This is a genomic window from Persicimonas caeni, from assembly GCF_006517175.1.
Taxonomy (GTDB): domain Bacteria; phylum Myxococcota_A; class Bradymonadia; order Bradymonadales; family Bradymonadaceae; genus Persicimonas; species Persicimonas caeni.
Window position 1 is genome coordinate 4,173,168 of sequence record NZ_CP041186.1, and the last position, 16,735, is coordinate 4,189,902.

The 16,735-nt window shown below is 58.2% G+C and carries 14 protein-coding genes; 3 read left to right on the top strand and 11 right to left on the bottom strand.

Annotation, left to right across the window (positions count from 1 at the left end; translation table 11 throughout):
• Positions 1 to 385 precede the first annotated feature (385 nt).
• Positions 386 to 1,462, bottom strand: a complete 1,077-nt coding sequence (locus FIV42_RS15380) for a toll/interleukin-1 receptor domain-containing protein (protein WP_141198551.1) — start codon at positions 1,460 to 1,462, stop codon at positions 386 to 388.
• Positions 1,463 to 1,875: 413 nt separating this feature from the next.
• Here FIV42_RS15380 and FIV42_RS15385 point away from each other — a divergent pair, with 413 nt between their 5' ends.
• Entirely contained in the window at positions 1,876 to 2,808 is a 933-nt protein-coding gene (locus FIV42_RS15385) for a tyrosine-type recombinase/integrase (RefSeq protein WP_168210678.1), read from the top strand.
• A 504-nt stretch (positions 2,809 to 3,312) separates the two neighbouring features.
• Here FIV42_RS15385 and FIV42_RS15390 read toward each other — a convergent pair.
• The 6 genes from FIV42_RS15390 to FIV42_RS15415 all read right to left on the bottom strand — a co-directional run bounded on the left by FIV42_RS15390 (position 3,313) and on the right by FIV42_RS15415 (position 10,418).
• Complete coding sequence (locus FIV42_RS15390; RefSeq protein ID WP_141198553.1) at positions 3,313 to 3,570, bottom strand: hypothetical protein; 258 nt, start codon at positions 3,568 to 3,570, stop codon at positions 3,313 to 3,315.
• A gap of 273 nt (positions 3,571 to 3,843) precedes the next feature.
• Positions 3,844 to 7,767 (bottom strand): hypothetical protein, encoded by a 3,924-nt coding sequence (locus FIV42_RS15395; RefSeq protein ID WP_141198554.1) that lies wholly within the window; start codon positions 7,765 to 7,767, stop codon positions 3,844 to 3,846.
• A gap of 226 nt (positions 7,768 to 7,993) precedes the next feature.
• Positions 7,994 to 8,269, bottom strand: coding sequence for an Ntn hydrolase family protein (locus FIV42_RS15400; protein WP_141198555.1), 276 nt, complete (start codon positions 8,267 to 8,269; stop codon positions 7,994 to 7,996).
• Positions 8,270 to 8,563: 294 nt separating this feature from the next.
• Positions 8,564 to 8,836, bottom strand: coding sequence for a hypothetical protein (locus tag FIV42_RS15405; protein ID WP_141198556.1), 273 nt, complete (start codon positions 8,834 to 8,836; stop codon positions 8,564 to 8,566).
• Positions 8,837 to 8,890: 54 nt separating this feature from the next.
• On the bottom strand, positions 8,891 to 9,223 hold the full coding sequence (locus FIV42_RS15410) for a hypothetical protein (RefSeq protein ID WP_141198557.1): 333 nt from the start codon (positions 9,221 to 9,223) through the stop codon (positions 8,891 to 8,893).
• A gap of 256 nt (positions 9,224 to 9,479) precedes the next feature.
• The gene (locus FIV42_RS15415; protein ID WP_141198558.1) at positions 9,480 to 10,418 is read right to left on the bottom strand and encodes a hypothetical protein; all 939 of its coding nucleotides are present in this window, start codon (positions 10,416 to 10,418) and stop codon (positions 9,480 to 9,482) included.
• Between the two features lie 134 nt (positions 10,419 to 10,552).
• Between FIV42_RS15415 and FIV42_RS15420 the strand changes: the two genes are divergently transcribed.
• Entirely contained in the window at positions 10,553 to 11,713 is a 1,161-nt protein-coding gene (locus FIV42_RS15420) for a hypothetical protein (RefSeq protein ID WP_141198559.1), read from the top strand.
• Between the two features lie 99 nt (positions 11,714 to 11,812).
• On the opposite strand, the gene FIV42_RS15425 is transcribed toward FIV42_RS15420, so the two are convergent.
• The 4 genes from FIV42_RS15425 to FIV42_RS15440 form a co-directional block, all read right to left on the bottom strand.
• Positions 11,813 to 12,733 carry an ImmA/IrrE family metallo-endopeptidase gene (locus tag FIV42_RS15425; protein WP_141198560.1) on the bottom strand — a complete coding sequence of 307 codons (921 nt, stop codon included), beginning with the start codon at positions 12,731 to 12,733 and terminating at the stop codon, positions 11,813 to 11,815.
• 374 nt (positions 12,734 to 13,107) lie between these two features.
• Positions 13,108 to 13,530, bottom strand: coding sequence for a hypothetical protein (locus tag FIV42_RS15430; RefSeq protein ID WP_168210679.1), 423 nt, complete (start codon positions 13,528 to 13,530; stop codon positions 13,108 to 13,110).
• Between the two features lie 493 nt (positions 13,531 to 14,023).
• Complete coding sequence (locus FIV42_RS15435; RefSeq protein WP_168210680.1) at positions 14,024 to 15,202, bottom strand: tyrosine-type recombinase/integrase; 1,179 nt, start codon at positions 15,200 to 15,202, stop codon at positions 14,024 to 14,026.
• Between the two features lie 10 nt (positions 15,203 to 15,212).
• The gene (locus FIV42_RS15440; RefSeq protein ID WP_141198562.1) at positions 15,213 to 15,428 is read right to left on the bottom strand and encodes a hypothetical protein; all 216 of its coding nucleotides are present in this window, start codon (positions 15,426 to 15,428) and stop codon (positions 15,213 to 15,215) included.
• A 492-nt stretch (positions 15,429 to 15,920) separates the two neighbouring features.
• Between FIV42_RS15440 and FIV42_RS15445 the strand changes: the two genes are divergently transcribed.
• Complete coding sequence (locus tag FIV42_RS15445; protein WP_141198563.1) at positions 15,921 to 16,163, top strand: hypothetical protein; 243 nt, start codon at positions 15,921 to 15,923, stop codon at positions 16,161 to 16,163.
• Positions 16,164 to 16,735: the final 572 nt, after the last annotated feature.

Genomic DNA, 16,735 nt, shown 5'->3' on the forward strand with positions numbered 1-16,735 from the left:
TCTACTCGGGCCACAAGCTGATCACCGGAGCTGTCTGGAAGTGAGGCGCGAAGAACACTCTTCCACGACTGCCCGTTCCGGGGTTGGTGATGCTCACCCGTTGTCCCACTCCTTCGGCGGACGCAGGAGTTCGCGCAGGTTGACCTCTTACGCGGAAGTCAGCACACACAGTTGTCGGGCGTCAGAGTGTGGCCGTCTCCTCAGGTAGTCGTGTACCCTGCGCCTTCCATCGGCGATTTGTACGCGATCATTTTCCAACTTGAGGTGGGATTTTGATCGTAGACCAAATGCGTTCAAAACGGCCTCCCTCGAGGAACCGAAAGCGATAAGGGAGCGGTTCTGGGCGCCGATCGGGAGAGTTCCCGCTCTTGCGAGGGCGCGAGCTTTACCACGACCCACCGTTTTCCAAGTGCGCGTCCCAGAAGTCGCGATCGTCGAGATTCGGATTACGGGCATACTTCTCAACATACGAGTCCAAGAATTGCTCGCTCGCGCCATTCTCGTCATGCGTTAGCCATTCTTCGAGGGCTTGGAGGCTTTCAAAAGCCTTCTCGACGCGTAGCTTGTCCATGTTGGCAAAGACGAGTTCGCGATCGTGGTCAATGGTGACCTCATTTTTGACATCGGCGGCCTCGACATCCTCCCAGTAGGACTGCCAAGTCGCGGTGCGACGTTCACTGGCCGGCGTGAAACCATTCCCAGAATGGAGTTTATGGAAGAGAGCCTCTCGAGTGGCCTTTTCAAGGCCATCGAGGAGTTCCCGCGCGTCGGCAACCATTTCGTCGAATTTCCCCCAGTCATCCAAAGACTCAGCCAGTACTTCGCGGACCTCCTCGCGATCTTTCGCTTCCTTGAGCTTCTCGATCAGGGCGTCCTTCTCCTTCAGTTCCCGAGTTATTTCCTCAACGGCGTCTTGAGCATCGGAGAACTGAGATTGAAGCGTCGCATATTGTTGGCGCGATACACGGTCAGGCCGAGGCAGTTCGGCAACGAGCTCATCCAGTTGCTCGAGAAAGAGCTTTCGCTCGGGGTTCCACCGTTGAGTGCTCTTGTGATCAAACTCAAACTCTTCGATGATCCGATCCCGGAGCCCGTCGAGAGCCGCTGGAACATCGAGTTTCGCAGCCTGTGTGACTTCGAACACGCCCTCAAGGTCGTTATAGCCTTGGGGCGGAATCAAGAGAGGGAATGCCTTGCGCTGCACCCACGCGGCGCCGAGTTCCGCCATACAAAACGGGCTCGCGGCGAAATTCGGTGATAATAGCAGGATCACCAGGTCTGCGTTGTCGAGTTCCTGGCGAAGAAATGGAGGGATGTCGCTGCCGATCGGTATCGTGCCGGGAGAACTCGTGTGGCAAATCCTCCTGTGGGGGAATCCGAGAGCTCCTTCTAGGATCTGCTGGACGAATGCAGTGGAAACGGGCGCGTCTTTACTGGCGTGGCTAACAAAAATCTTCGACATGGGTTTTCCCCCTGGGGTTCGAGGACTACAGCAGCATGCAGACAGTATTTGGTCTCGCCGTGGCTGTCCATGTGCTCAACTGTCGGGGGGCGAGGACGATGGGTGCTTCGGCCGTGGTAGTTTGGGCAAAATCTCGGTGAGTACGGCGTACGGCTAATCCTCCTGGTTTCTGCGGGAGGATTTTTGAGTTCCAGGCCCCATTTTGATCGTAGACTAAATGTGCTGAAAACGGCCTCTTGCGAAGAACTGAGATCGATAAGGGCGCGGTTTTGGGAAATTCATCGGAAGGGTCTGGCTACCGCCTTTGCCGGCGCACTGCTCGGCCTGCTTTCTTCCCGTCAGGGCCAGCTGGTAGGCTTATGCATGTGACGCATGACTACTGCCATATTGTTGCGTTTCTCGGGAGAGCGGGCATGACGAGCCAAATCGAACTCCTCGACGATTCCAAAGAGATTTCCGTTCAGCGGCGGCGACCAGAGCCTCCGACTCGAGCAGAACGCCAGACGAACGTGAGGACCGACAATGCGCTGATCGAGTTGTGGTTGTCGCAGAAGGCTCAGACGACGCAACGCACCTATCGGCTGGATGTCGGCCAGGCGCTCGGCTTCATTGACCGGCCGCTGCATGAAATCAAGCTCGAACACTTAGTTGAATGGTCTGGCGAGCTCGACGACCGAGGCTACGCAGAATCCACCCAGGCCACGAAACTGGCCGCCCTGCGTTCACTTTTCACATTTGCCCATCGCGTTGGCTACCTTCGGTTCAATGTGGGCAAGGCGCTGAGGATCCCGCGGTCGAAGGAGACACTGGGTGAGCGAATTCTATCGGAAGCCGAGGTGCAGCGGATACTCGCCCTCGCAGAAGGCCGAGATCGGATCCTGTTGTCTACACTGTACGGGATCGGTCTGCGCGTCTCCGAAATCGTAGGTCTCACGTGGCGGGATCTCCAGCGACACAAAGGTGCGGGAGTTGCGGTTGTGTACGGGAAGGGCGGCAAGACTCGCACTATCCCTGTACCCGAGTCACTTTGGTCGGGTTTACTTGAATTGCGTACCGAAGCCGCCGGCGCTGACGATCCTGTCTTCGTTTCGCAAAAAGGTGGGGCATTGTCGCGGAGCCAAGTGTACCGCATTGTTCGCAAAGCGGCATCGCGCGCCGGGATCGACACGTCGGAGCGGTCGGTTAGCCCTCATTGGCTGAGACACTCCCACGCCTCCCACGCTCTCGACCGGGGGGCGCCGGTGCACTTGGTGCAGCAAACGCTGGGGCATGCGTCGCTGCGTACGACATCCCGTTACGCACATGCACGGCCGGATGAATCGTCCGGTGATTATCTGGCGCTTTGACGCGGGACGAAGATGACCAATGAGGCGAGGACTACGGTGGTCGGCGAGCCCCAATTGACAACGAGGTTGACTGAACTACGCGAGTGTGAGTAGCGATGAAGAACGCTGACGCAAACGTGGTTGACTACGGTGAAGGCCATCTGAGCGATGATCAACAGCGCGCCGATGCAGGCGATGCTTCGCTAGACGAACCGATTTGCACTGTGCGGGAGCTTCTAAAGCGTCCAGTCGAGCAGAGTCCGCTTGGCCAGCATCTGAGAGATCTTGATCGAGATTCGAATTGAGCTGCGATTTTCGATTTACTCGATTTTTTCGGGGACGCCGTGAGATTTTGCGCACGGACCTGGTGTGCAAGCCTGCCGAGGGCCTTCAGGGGGCGGATGAGGGTTGTGTGAGGCAAGACCCCTCCGGGATCCGGTGTGCGCCACCCACGGAAAAAAGCCCTAAATTGCTGAAAAATAATCCGCAGAGCGATCTTTCCAGGATTTCAGCTTCGGTCGAGCGTCACTCGTTCGGTGCGTCCAAGGGGTGGGGCTCCGGTACACCTTGGAGTCTCCGCATATTCTCCTCGATCGTCCGACCACACTCCTCCACCATCCGAACACACTCCTCGTGCATCTCGCGCAGCTTTTCAAAGGAGTCCGGCGGCTCCGGCATCTTTCCGCGTTCTTTCATGATCACGACCATGCGCGGAAGGTCGTCTGTTCGCTGCCATGCCTCGTAGGCTTCGTGTCGGTCCTTGGTCATAACGTCGATCAGCATCTTCGTTCTCCTCGAATCGTATCTGGTGGTGCGGGAACCGCATACGTACACGGCTCGGTCTTCATGTTCAGGGGAGGCGATAGTCGGAGGGCGGGAGTCTGAACGGTCGGAGTGATCGACTGCAGGATCCTGTGTGCGTGCTCGGGTGCTCTATACACGTGCGATCTCTCGTAATACGGGCCAATCGCCGTTTGAGGGCCTTCTAGGGGTGGTCAATTTGGGAAGCACCTTATATATTCTCTAATAAGCTCCTTCCCATTTTGACCACCTCCTTCAATAAGCACCCATAGACAACTTTTTTCGGATCCGTCGCACTGTTTTCCGACCCATCCCGAGTTGCTCTGCGATCTCTCCATGCGTCGCATCCGGCTTCTCGTCGAGCACCCGCCGCACCGCCTCAAGCTTCCGTTCGCTCGCGGATAGCAAGCGATGCTCGTGTACGGTCCTCCTACTTACACCGAGCCAGCTCGCGATCTCCGTGTCGCTCATCACTGTCTCTTGCGACATCCGTTTGATCTCGTCGACCGTAAACTGCGCCAGATTCCCATCATAACCTTCGGGGACTCGCGCGCCATCTCCGTGTTCGCCACCCTCGATGATCCGCTCCCACGCGCCCTCGCGCCACAGGACGTACGGATCGATCTTGGTGCGGCACTCGGGTACCTCGATCCCGACGTGAGTCAGCAGCAGAACACGCTTCGATCCCGTGAGGAGCCGCGCACGCATCACCGCTTGGTACAACTCGCTGACCTCTTTGCGATGCCAGAGGTGTTCACCATGCGGCGTGATCGGCTGGGGGCACCGGAAATTGAGTTTGTACGCGCCGTGGGGAGCTTCGTACGGCTGCACGCTGTCGACGTGGTCGATGACGTCCCTTCCGTCATAACCAAACCGCAGGGCGTCCTCGTCGTATCCCCACGAGGGCGTGCACTGACAGCCGAGCACAACCAGCCAGTCGACGTGTTCGAGCGTGTTGAGTCCGCGGAGCGCCCCAAACCAGCAGTACTGGCTCGGCTTTCCCTGGTCGTCGAACGGCAAGAACGGCGCCGGATCCATGGGATCGGATCCGAACTCGCTCTTGAGGAGCGGGATCAGCGCGCTGTCTTTGTGAGTTATGAGGCCCCACTCCTTGCCCGCCTCGCGGATCCGGTCGAGAAAGCGGACGACGCGGCCGATCCGGTGGTCACGCTCCCCCATGTACCACTGCTGAACACCCTTCTTGATTCTTTTTCGGGACCACACTGAGCCCGGATCCTGGATGATCACTGACTCGGGATTGTGCGCAATGACCCGCTCGAAGCGCAGGCCGGGGAGCTCCTCACAGTATGCCTGTAGATCCCGCTCGTGGGGACTGGCGTCAAGGATCCAGATGGGCACGTCGTCGGGGAGGTTCGACTCGAGCCGGAACACCAGCTTTGCAGGGATCGTCTCTCCTCCCTCCGTCTCGGCTTCGTCGATGAGCCGAACGTCGGCAACTTGTCCGCCAATGAGGACGTTGATCAGTCTGGTGACATCGTCGTCGACCTCCTCAACGTATAGGTTCGCCATCACCCCCTCCACTTTGCGCCGAAGCCATTCCTGCTCGAACTCTTTGCGTGTCCTCTCGCCTTCGGGCGTCTGGAGCTGGTATCTCAGCGTCGAGAGCATCATCCCGTCGCGCTCTGCCTTTTTTCGCACCGCCTCTTTCCAGGCTTCTTCCCTCTCTGCCAGAACCGCGGGGTCGAGCGACAGGCGCTGGTGCACATAGGTTCGATCCGGAAGCAGGTTTCTGGGCGGGATCTCCCCGCGCATCAGGTACTTCCAGACGTCCGCCGTCGTTGCGCCGGGGTCGATGAGGTCGATGAGGTCTGCATCGTTGTCGACCTCATCGAACAGGCCAGCATCGGTCAGTGGGTGACCCTCTTCCATCTCCTCGCGCACGTCCTCTACGACGACTGCGCAGGTTTTACGGATCGACTCGAGCGGATCCTCGTCGCCGATGATGAGCCCGCGGGTTGCGGACCACTTGCCGAGCTGTTGAGTGCCGAGGTAGGCGTGCGGCACGCCCAAGTTACGCTTTTCCCCCTCGGCCTCATTGCGGTTGATGATCGCCTGGCATGGACCTGTGATGGCGGTGCCGTCCGGTGCCAGCCTCGTAGGGTACTCATGCTCCGGTTTGCCCTCGATCGGTTTGAGGGGGCAGTCGAGGCATACCTCAAAGCGGCTGCGCTTCTGCATCGCCCGTCGGTCCATCTCTTGGTACATCAGGCGATCCGTGTCGGGGTGACGGTAGATGCCGCACCCGGGTTCGTCGGCCTCGGTGCGGTCCAGGTGCCGAGCGTCTCGCCCCTGGAGGGCATCGGCAATCTGGTGGTGACCACGCGCCATGTGGATGACCGGGAGCCCGAGTTCTGCTGCGATCTCAAGGGCCATGGTCGTTTTGCCCAGCCCGGCCGAGACCACAAAGACGCGGTTTGCCTCCTGGGCTGTGATCTCTCCACGTTCGTACGCTGACAGGATCTCGTACATAACGTCGTAGAGGTGATCCCGCTTGTCTTTGACATCGTGGGTGCGGTCGTCGGAGGGCCAGACAGGCGAGATCCCGAGGTGCTCGTCGGCAAACCGATGCAGAGGCTGCCATTCGCCACATCCGTAGCATTGATAGGCCGGGGTTGCCGTATCGAGCCGGAGCCACGCATCGGGGGATCCAGAGTCGTCGTGGTCATCTTTGATGCAGTGGAAATTGATCCGGTCGCCCCTGCGATCCCACCGCCCACTCGCCTCATCGCGTGCGGCGTCCTCGACGGCCTTGACCATCTCGGGGATATTGATCGGGCCGCCCCGGTCATGCACCCACGACCGACGCACCTCGACCGGGTTCACCTCTACGCTCGCGACCTGCCACACCCACCACATCTTCAAGTTGAACTCGCCGACACGATTCTCGATCTGCGCGGGGGTCGGCTCATGCGACGCCCACTCCTCGATTCGTGGCATCGACCACTTGAGTTGGCCGGGGGTAAGGCGCACTTTGTAGCGGCCAGTTTTCTCATGGGCAGCGCCGGGCAGCCGGATCGTACCAATGGCTGTGTACGGGTTGGTATCGATTCTTATGTCCGAGGCGTTTCCAGACTGAAACCGGCGGATCCGGTTTGGGACGTCCTGGTTGGCCAGGTCGACCAAGTACTCCGCGAACCTGCACACCCGTCTCGGCACTGTCGCTGCCGGTTTGATCCCGCCGACCACATTCTGGTGAATGCTGATGTGAAAACCCTTGGATCCGCTGTACCAGACGTCGTGCTCCACCCCCTTCGACGTCAGCATGCGCGATAAATCCCGTGCCCACGTCTTGGCGATGGCGGGATGCTCGTGATCTATGTCGATAGTGATCTCTTCGGCGCCGACTACGGGATCCCGCAACGTCCACCCGCGCATGGATCCGTCGCCTTGCTCGAGGTGCTCCTCGAGTTCCCAGCGGCGGAACGCGAACTGGGTGATGTGTCGCGCTCGGGTGGGCACGCCCTCTAGGATGTTGGGGTCACTTCCCCAAGAGACTGGCTGATAGGTGTTGAGCGCCTCGTCTCGTCGCGTTTTGATGAGGTAGATGTAGTCGTCACGTGAAGGGGAGCGAGGCCCTCCGGCCACTCGGACTGGCGTCTCCCCGGCGGCGATCCTCGCGAGACGCTCGCGCTCCTCCGGTGTCGAGTGCGTTCGGCGCAGGTGACTGCAATCGTCAGTCTGCCAATCGAGCTTCGACCGGAGAGTTTTTTCGATGCGCTCGAAGAACTCCTCGCGGCTCTTATCCCATTCTCGCTCGGTGCGTCTGGGGACTTCCCAGGTTTGTGGTGGCTCGAGCGGGTCGATCTCGTCGAGCGGTTTGTGGACCCGCCCAGCGGTCTGCCACTCTTCTGCCACGTAACTCGGCACTTTGACCGCCATGTACTCGCCAGCGCAATAGTCGGGATCGTCCGGTTTGCGGTGCACCGCGTTGCGACGCACCTGCCAGACACGCTGGGTAGCACGGTCTTCGTCATAGTCGAGGGTGACGACGGACCATAGACTGATGAGACCGCGGTTGTTCTCGACGGACGCGTGGGTGCGGCTCAATAGCACCCATTTGGGCGTCAGCTCCCAGGTCTGAGGCTCGTGGAAATACACCCCACTGCCTATCTCGACGATCCGGGCTTTGGGTTCGGGTTGGAAGTTGTACTGTGGCATCACCCTCCTACCGGCGGGCATTCAGCCGCCGAAAAGATACGTTCTGGAGAGCCGCTGGGCATTCTTTGGCTTTGCCTCAGGCCGATGATCTACCTATGGTGTGGTGCGTGTCATGCGGCTCATGTGTTGTTGCTGATGCGACCCGTGTGTTTCGTGTCAACGCACAGTTCGCCCCCTCTCCGACTCGTCCTCGGAGAGGGGTCTTTCACTTCTGGTCTTGCTCGTTTCAAGAAAAAGACATCTCAGTCGGGAACATGTGGTTGAGCTCGCTTGCGAGAGCGTCGATCATTTCCTCGATCTCACGGTACCCAACGAGGTACCCATCTCGGGCGAACTGGAAGAGTTGTGCTGCGTGCTCGCCCGTCAGATCGCCGCCGAGCAGCATTTGGATCCGCTGTTGAGCCCGTTGTCCCTCAACGCTGTAGATGTCGAGGCCCACGAGTGTCGTAATGTCACGAGCAAGCACGCTAGCCGGGACCTCGGTGCAATCTTGGAATCTCATAATCACTCCTTCGCGGCTTCGAGCCGCGGAATAGATCTGACCCAACCGAGGTAAGAGTGAGCGCAATGTATGCTCATTCTAGGTTGGATTGGGGGTTTGTTACGTTGTGTTCTCAGGAAATGGCGTCTGTTACCGTGTCGAGCTTTCACACCCAATGTCTTGAACCGTGCGGGGTGATGGCGAGTTCCACCAGCCATCTCTTGCCCCAGATGTGATTTGCCGAGCTGGCTACTTTGACAAAACCGGTGTTCAATCGAAGCCAGACGAGTCGCGTATTGCCCTCGTGGTGGGCGCTCACTCTCCACGCCGCTGATTTTCCAGCTTGGCGACGACATCGGCGAATTGCCGAACGAAATCCTCGACGTCGCGATGGCCCGACAAATAGAGGCGACGAGCCTCTGCCAAAAGATGATTGGCATCCTCTCCGCTCAACAGCTCACCGAGAAGGATCAGCATTCGCTCATCGAGCCTCAGCTTGCGCTGCGTGGCGTCGTCCACTCCGAGCAGCGCGCAGATGTGGTGCGAAACGTACTCATATTTGACGTAATCCTCGTGCGTATACTGCATCATCTGCTCCTTTGATGGTTTGTCCCGCAAGTTGTTGTATCGTCTGTACCTGACTCAGCGGACTCTCAGAGGACTCACCCTCAGCTCTCCGTCGCCCCGCAGTTCGAGCCGACGCGGCTGCTCGCTGCCGGGGCGGACGAGCTCTAGCCAACGCCAATCCATCGCCGCTTCGACCCGCCGTTTGAGGTCGACGAGCTCGTTGATGTCATCGCGGGCCGCGATGGCCGAGGCCCAAATCATGTCTTCGCCGATTCGCACGCCGCGACGTCGAGTGTCGATGCACAGGATGACCTGGTTACCGAGTCGCTCCGCCAGTTCCTCCCATGCGCGTCGTGCTCCGCCGTCGTCGAGCAAGCGATTGATCTCGCTGATGATTGAAACGATCATGTCGTGTGCCTCCAAGAGAAAAGCCCTCAACGATGCGTCCGGTGAGGTCGGCCTGTGGAGGGCCTCGGACGCCCGCGAGGGCTACGGATCTCTTCGATCCGATGATTGTATCTCCCCACATCTTACGGTCTCACGCCGTGTGCAGCATTGCGCCAGCACGAGATGAATCGTACGGATGAGGGGGAAGAATTGTCTTTCGGGATTTCGTTCAGAAACGAAGCAAATGGGGAGTGTTGTTGGCCCGGAATTTGCTAGGTCACTCGGTGCTCGACTCAACCTCGTGCCGGTGCTTGAGCAACACCGAAAAAGGCGGCCAGCCTCCATAGGGATTACTGCGTGCCACTCCGGTCTCTCGCGCCAACTCCGCTGGGAGCGAGGCACTGCGTTCTGTTGTGTTGTCCTGTGCCTGGTAGAGCCATCCCCGCACTGTTGAGGAAGCCGCATTGACGCCGCAGAATTCTTTCAGTACGAGCCGGACGAATTCAATTTTATTTTCGACTGTCGCTTCCTCACGTGCGAACTCATCAAAAAGTGTGGCGACCCTATTGGCAGTAGCGGCGCGCTCGCGGGCGGAAAACTGAGAGTATTCGGAATCTACCGTTTTGGCCCGGGTAGCATATAGTTCCAACACTAACTCCACATCGTTTTGAAACGACAATAGCCATGCTTCAAATGTTTCCAAGGGGGCCGCAGGGCTGGGGCGATTGTCGGACATTTGTTGCTGCTGCAAGGCAAGCTCGCCAAATAACCCGATGAGCTTATTGAGTACTGCCGCAATCTGTTCCTCCACGGGTGCATCATCAGCATATGACTGGCGACTACGGTATTTTCGTGCCTGACTAAGCGCGTCGAGAATTGCGTCCGCTGAGGCGCTTAGCTTCTTTAGCTGTTTTGTTGCCTCGGTTGTCAATCTCTTGGGGACAGCATTCCGTCTCCCGGGGGCAACATACTCACAGAGTTCGTAGCCAAGTCCTCCGAATAGCCACAAGCAGTCGTCTGAGTCGCGAACGGGGTCGAGGCCAGCAAGCGAATACAACTGAGAGTAGAAATCCTCGTCAGTCCAGCTCTTGAATAAACGGGCATGGTCCCAGACAGCCCAACCAATGCCTGTTAACTCCTCTTGGTTCAATGGTCTCTCGTCATTGCCGTAAGCGCTTTCATTCTTCTCGGTGGAGTTACTAGTTTCATCGGACATGGTTCCTCCTCATCGGTCAGCCCTCCAACGAACCTCCACGACTATGCCTATTCATGATTAGCCCATGGACGGTTATCGTATTGGTTAGGAACTCGACCACGCAACTCAACAGGCCAATTCAGCAGGGCAGCGGTATGTATAAATCTGGACGGAAGGCCATCATATCCCGCGAAGAGCTCTACGAGCGCGTGTGGAATACGCCGGTGTACCGGCTCGCTGACGAATTCGGCCTCTCGGGCCGCGGACTTGGCAAAATCTGCGAGCGTCACCGGATCCCGACACCGCCTCGCGGCTACTGGGCGAAGCTCCAGCACGGCAACGACGTCGATCGCGAGCCGCTACCCAAGCTCGCGGAGAACGAGCAGCGCTTCCAGACGATCTCGTTCTATCCTCCACCTCCAGATCCTCCGTTGTCCGCTGACGAACAAGAGCAGATCGAGCAGGAGCAGAAGGCCGAGAGGGAGGTCGTCGTGCCCGAAGAGCTGCGCAATCCTCATCCGCTTGTCAAACGAACGAAACGGGCGCTCGAGCGGGCCAAACCGGGACGGTATGCGCGACTACATCCGGCAGGTGATGACACGTTGAGTGTCGCCGTCGGTCGTCCGAGCATCGATCGGGCCATGCGTATCATGGACGCACTCATCAAGGCACTCGAGGAGCGGGGCCATGAGGTCGTGGTTGAGAAGAACCATCGCGGCGAGAAGCAAACGGCGGTGAAGATCGGCGGCGAGAGCGTTCCGTTCGAGCTGACCGAGCGCGCTCGCGAGGAGGTTCGAGAGTTGAAGACGACTGGGCGTGAAGCCATGAGCAGACGGTTCGCCCTGGCAATTGGTGACGACCCCACTGTTCGGGAGTTCTTCCCAAGTGGCGAACTGACGCTGAGTATCGTCACGCGCATCTATCACCGTGACATCCGGCGCACATGGTCGGATGCCAAAAAGCAGCGCGTCGAAGACTGCCTCAATGACTTCATCTCATCGGTCATCAAAACCGCAGCAGCCTTGCGTGAACGCCGCAAGGAGCAGGAAGAAGCGGCTCGGCAGCGGGAAATCGAAAAGGCACGAGAGGCGGAGGAGGAGAAGGCTCGCCAAGCCCGTGAGCGAGAGCTCGAGGAGGAACGGCGTCGGCTCACGGAACTCGAAGCGGAGGCGGATGCGTGGCATCGAGCTCAGCGGATCCGTGCATACGTCGGCGCTGTCATCGCCGAGAAGGGAACGGGTGAGGATGGCAGCGAACTCTCCGACTGGATCGCGTGGGCGAAGCGGAAGGCTGATGAGCTCGATCCACTGAGCTGAGATGCAGATGCGGGCTGTAAAGTCCGCACTACGAGCATCTCGCCTCAGCGATTTAAACACGAACCTAATGTCTACCGACCGAGTACACTGACAGCATCTCTAGAGCGAATGTTCTGAAATCCCTTTGCTCACCAGGCGCGTGCGCACCACCAAGGGAGACACTTGATATTTAAATGCAATGTCTTCAATTCGCTCCTCGTCGTCCGGATTGTCTCCGATCTGTCCGATTAAGTCGCTCCAAGGTAGAAGCAGCTCTGCAGCGAATGCACGTTGCGTGCTCTGGCGTGCGGTCTTCGCTTGAGTCGCAGGCATCATTCGATCATCCCGCGGGGCCGACACAAGATGATCGCCGACAAGTCTCGCAATTTCGAACCGGCGACCTGAATGAAACGAACTTCGGAAAAGAACCCGCATTTCATCCGAGTCCGCACTGCCCCTCAGTGCGGCTGCGAATGGAAAATCCCTACTCGTTGTAGGATCTTGTTGGAGTACATTCGTCGGTAATGAAAGCCAATCTTCCAAAATTGAATCATCTAGCGGGCCATTCGCCTGTCCAATTACACTCCGAACGATGCGTCCAGCTTCTTCTCCACGCTGCCAAGAATACCGATAGCCGGCAGTTCCCGCCACGTGTTTGCGGAGTGAAGCACAATCTTGGACCGCAACTCGATCTGCTTCCTGTAGAGCTTCTTCGATGTCACTCAAGTCAGGAACTTCCTTCGAAATTGCAGCGACTTCCGCAATAGCTTCACTGCCTAATCGCTTGCCCGCTTCGATAAGAGCTTCAATACGGCTATGAGGACCCTCCTCTGCATCAAAGCCAAGTAACGCCTCCAGCCGCCGAAATTCACTGGTGGACGGTTCTCTTCGTTCTTTCCGAACGAGCGCCCAAAGCTCCTGGAGCGGAGTCTTCTCCAATCCACGATCACGCAAACGAGCAATTACTGAATCTATGAAGCTATCCAATGCGGCAACGAAATCATCTGCCGGCAGGGACGCATCAACATTGCCGAGATACATGATTGATTCTATGTCGTTCGATGATGTTTCGTGGGAGCAAAGGTTTACGTATTCACCGTGACTCACAATTTCGACGTCAGGCCACACATATCCCCCGCCCGCTGCCGGCAACCGGTGTGCCATCGCCCAGTCGTGGTCCCCACCGCCCTTTCGGGGGCCTTCCCACCGCAGTCGCCACCAATTCGATGCGAACCAAAGTGCTAGGGGATACGCGGCAACTCGAACGACAGACCGAGTTGTCTTGGCCAACTGATCCTCGACTCTCGTAACTACCTGTCCGTCAGCGAGAAGGGCGAGGCTTGCAAAAGTAGCACGCTCCTCGTCTCCCCCCGTGCTGAGTTGCTCCCAAGTTAGGTCGAAGTCTAAGTGCTGTTTCATTTGTCCTCCCACCACTCCAGAACCTTCTCGCGAAGTGGATCGTTACTGGCTAAGGGATAGCCGTGATATGTACCCTTTACGTGGTTTTCAAGTTGGGCCTCGAGCGGAATCCCGGTGGCGGTTACTGCCCAAACATTCTGCGGAAACTTACCCCGCTGCTGTGCACTCACCAGACCACGACGAATCCCCTCGGACAGCAGTTCTTGAGCTCTAGCCTTCTCAAATATCTCCGCACCATCACAAAGAGTCTTGTCTGGACTCGGAGCCGCCGGCGGCGTGAGGCCAAAATCTCCGGGATTCCGTTTATGGACAGGGTTCCCAGCATATTCCACCTCACGGAGCCACTCTTGTGTCTCTGCTTCACTGGCACGTGGGTCGCGCAGCTTGCGCTTCGGGTTGAATTTCTTGCGTACACTCATGGGATGTTGTCTCGCCGCAACGGTCTGCAGAAAAGCTAGCGGTGACGGAGTTAGTAGACAAGTGGAACTCTTCGACCGCCAAATTCTTGGCGGCATGGCGGCATGCTCGATTGAACTCGAGTGGTCGTGTTGGCACATTCGCAATCGAACTCCGAATGCAGTGGACCAGCGTGCTTGCGATCTACTTCCAAAACCGCTCATGTACGGCAAACGGGGTACTTGAGCTGCCACTTGAGTCTGTCGATTCAAGAGCGACACCTTCACCAAATGCAGCAGAATTCCATCCGTCTTGGGTACATCAACACCAAGGAAGAACAAATGCGTTGAGAAAAACTTTCCTCCCGCTCTCTTGGAATATTGACAGCTCACTGTCGTCGGCACTCCTAAAGTTTGTTCCAAACATGACCGCGAAAAGTAGCGAGTAACGGTTGCTCCCATCTCTTCCCGATACCGGTGTCTTGTAGAGAGGTGGGTTGCGGCGGAAGGTCTCGGATCACTCCGCTGGCAGCAACTCACCGCAAATAGCGTCAGTGATCTGCTGCCGCCCCTCCTTCGTGTCATGATAATAGTGGTCGGTCATTTCCTCGGTGTGGCCCGTGATGGTCCGGAGGAGGTGTGCCGACAATCCCGCCTCAAGCGCCAAGGAGTTGAACGTGCGTCTCAAATCATGCGGGCTTACCCGCGGGATCCCCGCCTTCTCGCACCCCTTATTGAGCGGCTTGTGGAGGCTGGCCGGCGTCATGTAGCCGTCGTTGACCGCCTTGTCGGGATCGATCTTGGCTGGAAATACCAGCCCAGTCCGCAGGCCGGGATGCTTCTTCTCACGCATATAGGCACGATGCTCCTCGAGTACCTCGAAGACGCGGTCGGGCACCGGCAATCGTAGTATCTGGCCCGTTTTGCTGCCTCGTCGCACTTCACCGAGTACTTGGGATTTGTTGAAGTCGATGTAGCCCTTCTCGCGGTCGAGATCCTCCCACTCCAGCGCACTCACGGTGGAGAATCGCTGGCCCGTCACCAGGAGGACGAGCGTCAGCGGATACCACTTTGGACACTCCGCCTTCATCGCGGCGAGCAGTTTGCGCGACTGCTCTGGATCCAACGAGCGGCCCTTCGTCTTCTCCGGCTGCGGGAGTTTGGACCAGTCGTCAACGATGTGCGTGTTCCTACCCACCCGCTTGAACGCCCACTTCAGAAATACTTTCGCAGCGCGGATCCAGCTGTTGACCGTGGCCGGGGAGTACAACTCGCCGTTCTTCTTCGTCGCCATCGCCCACTCGTCGGTCATCCGCTCGAGATGGTGCAGCTGGATCTCAGCGACGATCCAGTCGCCCATGTCCGGCAACATGTGGCGCTCGAGGATGCTGTGCTGGGTGTCGAGTGTCGACGGTGCGAGGCTTCGCGTACGTCGGCCTGCGCGATTTCTCCGATGCTCCTTCCACCTCGGAAACAAGTCGTCGACAGTGGCTCGGTTCGAGACCGTCTCCGAGCGGTAAAGTTCACCGTTCCGGGCGGCAACTTTGAGCCGATCCCGCTCGGCGATGGCCTCGCGCAAGGTGCCGTCAAAGTGGCGGCGGACATTTTTCAACTTGCCCGTCAGCGGGTCGGTATACCGAAATCGGATCTGGTATCGACCGTCTTCGAGTTCCTTGATGTTCTGGTAACTCGTCATGCTCACCCCCTCATCGTCCATTGCCGTCTTGATCCGCATTCGAACCGAACAGCTCGCCGTTTTTCGCGACGGCCATGAGCCGGTCTCGCTCCGCAACGGCCTCCCCCAGCGTGCCAAGAAAGCTGCGACGCAGGTTCTTCCTCTCACCGGTCGTCGGATCCGTGTAGCGGAACTGGATCTGGTATCGACCTTCGGCGATTTGTTTGATGTTCTGGTGCTCGGTCATTGCCCCTCCACGTCTGGTGTCGTTCAATTCGGCGACCATCATAACAAGGGAAAGCTGGGCGCCGTCCAGTCGAGCTCCACCACCGGGCATCGGAGAAGAGCGTTGAGGGGGCTATTGGGTCGCCTTTCGGAGGACGCACTCGCGTGAGGTTTCGGGGAAGTTCTTGCTGGTGGGCCGTAGTCCACTTGTAGTCCACCAAGAGGTTCCTGGGACCCTCCTGGGAGGTTCTGGGGGACTTTGCTCGATTTGAGGTCGCAACCGCCCTTCAGCTCCGCCAACTACCCGAAATACCCGCATGAAATCTGGCCGAAGTCCCCATGAGGCTCCCGTTTTGGCCTCCCAAAATCGGCTGCTGTTCCAGATTCCCAAGCTAGTCGTCGCGAGTTCAAATCTCGTCGCCCGCTTCCTAGCCAGAACCCCGTGAGAGCGGGGTTTTTGGCTTTCTTGGGGCTGCGAAAACCAAGGGTGGTCCCAAGTGGGCGATACGTCCAAGTGCAGGCCATCGTAAGCCGCGGGCGCCGCAAAGTGTTTCGGGACGGTCAGTCGCTCCAACAACTGGTCGACGCCTACAACGCACACGCCGGTGAGCCGATCGATATCGCTCACGTGCGCATTTGGGAGCTTTGGCTCAAGGCAGGCTGGTACCTGGCGGAGTTAGAGGAAAATGGTCCGCGGGCGCATGCCGAGCAACTGTTCAAAGATTTTTGCGCCGTGCTGCGGCGCGCCGGGGCGTAGGGATGGATGCCGAGTCCGGCGAGGATGCCCAGGTAGCTCTGTGCGGTGTCGTCGGGAGCTGACGCATAGGCCTCCCATACCGGAGCGAGCGCAGCTTCGCCGAATTCTTGCAGAGATACGCAGGCCCGATTGAACAGGTAGGTGTCAAACTCCATCTCCGAGACGATTTCCATGAGCGGCTCGATGGCTCCCGTTGCTTTTCGCTCGGCGACGAGCCTTGCTGCGTGCACCGCTGCCCACCCGCCGCCGGAGGTGTCCTCATATCCAGTGGCTGGTCTGCGGCCAGCAATTCTTCGTGCAGCTCGCCTGGTAGTGTCTTGCCTGTCTCAAAGAGTTGCCCGACCAACGTTAGGCTAGCTGGATCGTCGGTGTAGTCTTTAGGTGAAATCACGGTCGTTTCTCCGAGGGCAACTCGCGGCTGCTAGGACTCGGAGAATACGCACGGAGCGAGGGCAATTCTAGTGGCTGTGTAAATTTTACACCTCGTGACTATGGTTTGACATGGGCGTGTTGAAAATCGTGGGTATGTCAAATATAGTTTGACGGCAAATCGTTGTGAAGGGTTGGTATGT

What these genes read in the sequence shown, in the direction of transcription:
- FIV42_RS15420 (WP_141198559.1), top strand. Translation starts at nt 10,553, where the DNA reads ATGTATAAATCTGGACGGAAGGCCATCATATCCCGCGAAGAGCTCTAC.
- FIV42_RS15400 (WP_141198555.1), bottom strand. Translation starts at nt 8,269, where the DNA reads ATGAGATTCCAAGATTGCACCGAGGTCCCGGCTAGCGTGCTTGCTCGT.
- FIV42_RS15410 (WP_141198557.1), bottom strand. Translation starts at nt 9,223, where the DNA reads ATGATCGTTTCAATCATCAGCGAGATCAATCGCTTGCTCGACGACGGC.
- FIV42_RS15380 (WP_141198551.1), bottom strand. Translation starts at nt 1,462, where the DNA reads ATGTCGAAGATTTTTGTTAGCCACGCCAGTAAAGACGCGCCCGTTTCC.
- FIV42_RS15440 (WP_141198562.1), bottom strand. Translation starts at nt 15,428, where the DNA reads ATGACCGAGCACCAGAACATCAAACAAATCGCCGAAGGTCGATACCAG.
- FIV42_RS15395 (WP_141198554.1), bottom strand. Translation starts at nt 7,767, where the DNA reads ATGCCACAGTACAACTTCCAACCCGAACCCAAAGCCCGGATCGTCGAG.
- FIV42_RS15405 (WP_141198556.1), bottom strand. Translation starts at nt 8,836, where the DNA reads ATGCAGTATACGCACGAGGATTACGTCAAATATGAGTACGTTTCGCAC.
- FIV42_RS15385 (WP_168210678.1), top strand. Translation starts at nt 1,876, where the DNA reads ATGACGAGCCAAATCGAACTCCTCGACGATTCCAAAGAGATTTCCGTT.
- FIV42_RS15425 (WP_141198560.1), bottom strand. Translation starts at nt 12,733, where the DNA reads ATGTATCTCGGCAATGTTGATGCGTCCCTGCCGGCAGATGATTTCGTT.
- FIV42_RS15430 (WP_168210679.1), bottom strand. Translation starts at nt 13,530, where the DNA reads ATGAGTGTACGCAAGAAATTCAACCCGAAGCGCAAGCTGCGCGACCCA.
- FIV42_RS15435 (WP_168210680.1), bottom strand. Translation starts at nt 15,202, where the DNA reads ATGACGAGTTACCAGAACATCAAGGAACTCGAAGACGGTCGATACCAG.
- FIV42_RS15390 (WP_141198553.1), bottom strand. Translation starts at nt 3,570, where the DNA reads ATGCTGATCGACGTTATGACCAAGGACCGACACGAAGCCTACGAGGCA.
- FIV42_RS15415 (WP_141198558.1), bottom strand. Translation starts at nt 10,418, where the DNA reads ATGTCCGATGAAACTAGTAACTCCACCGAGAAGAATGAAAGCGCTTAC.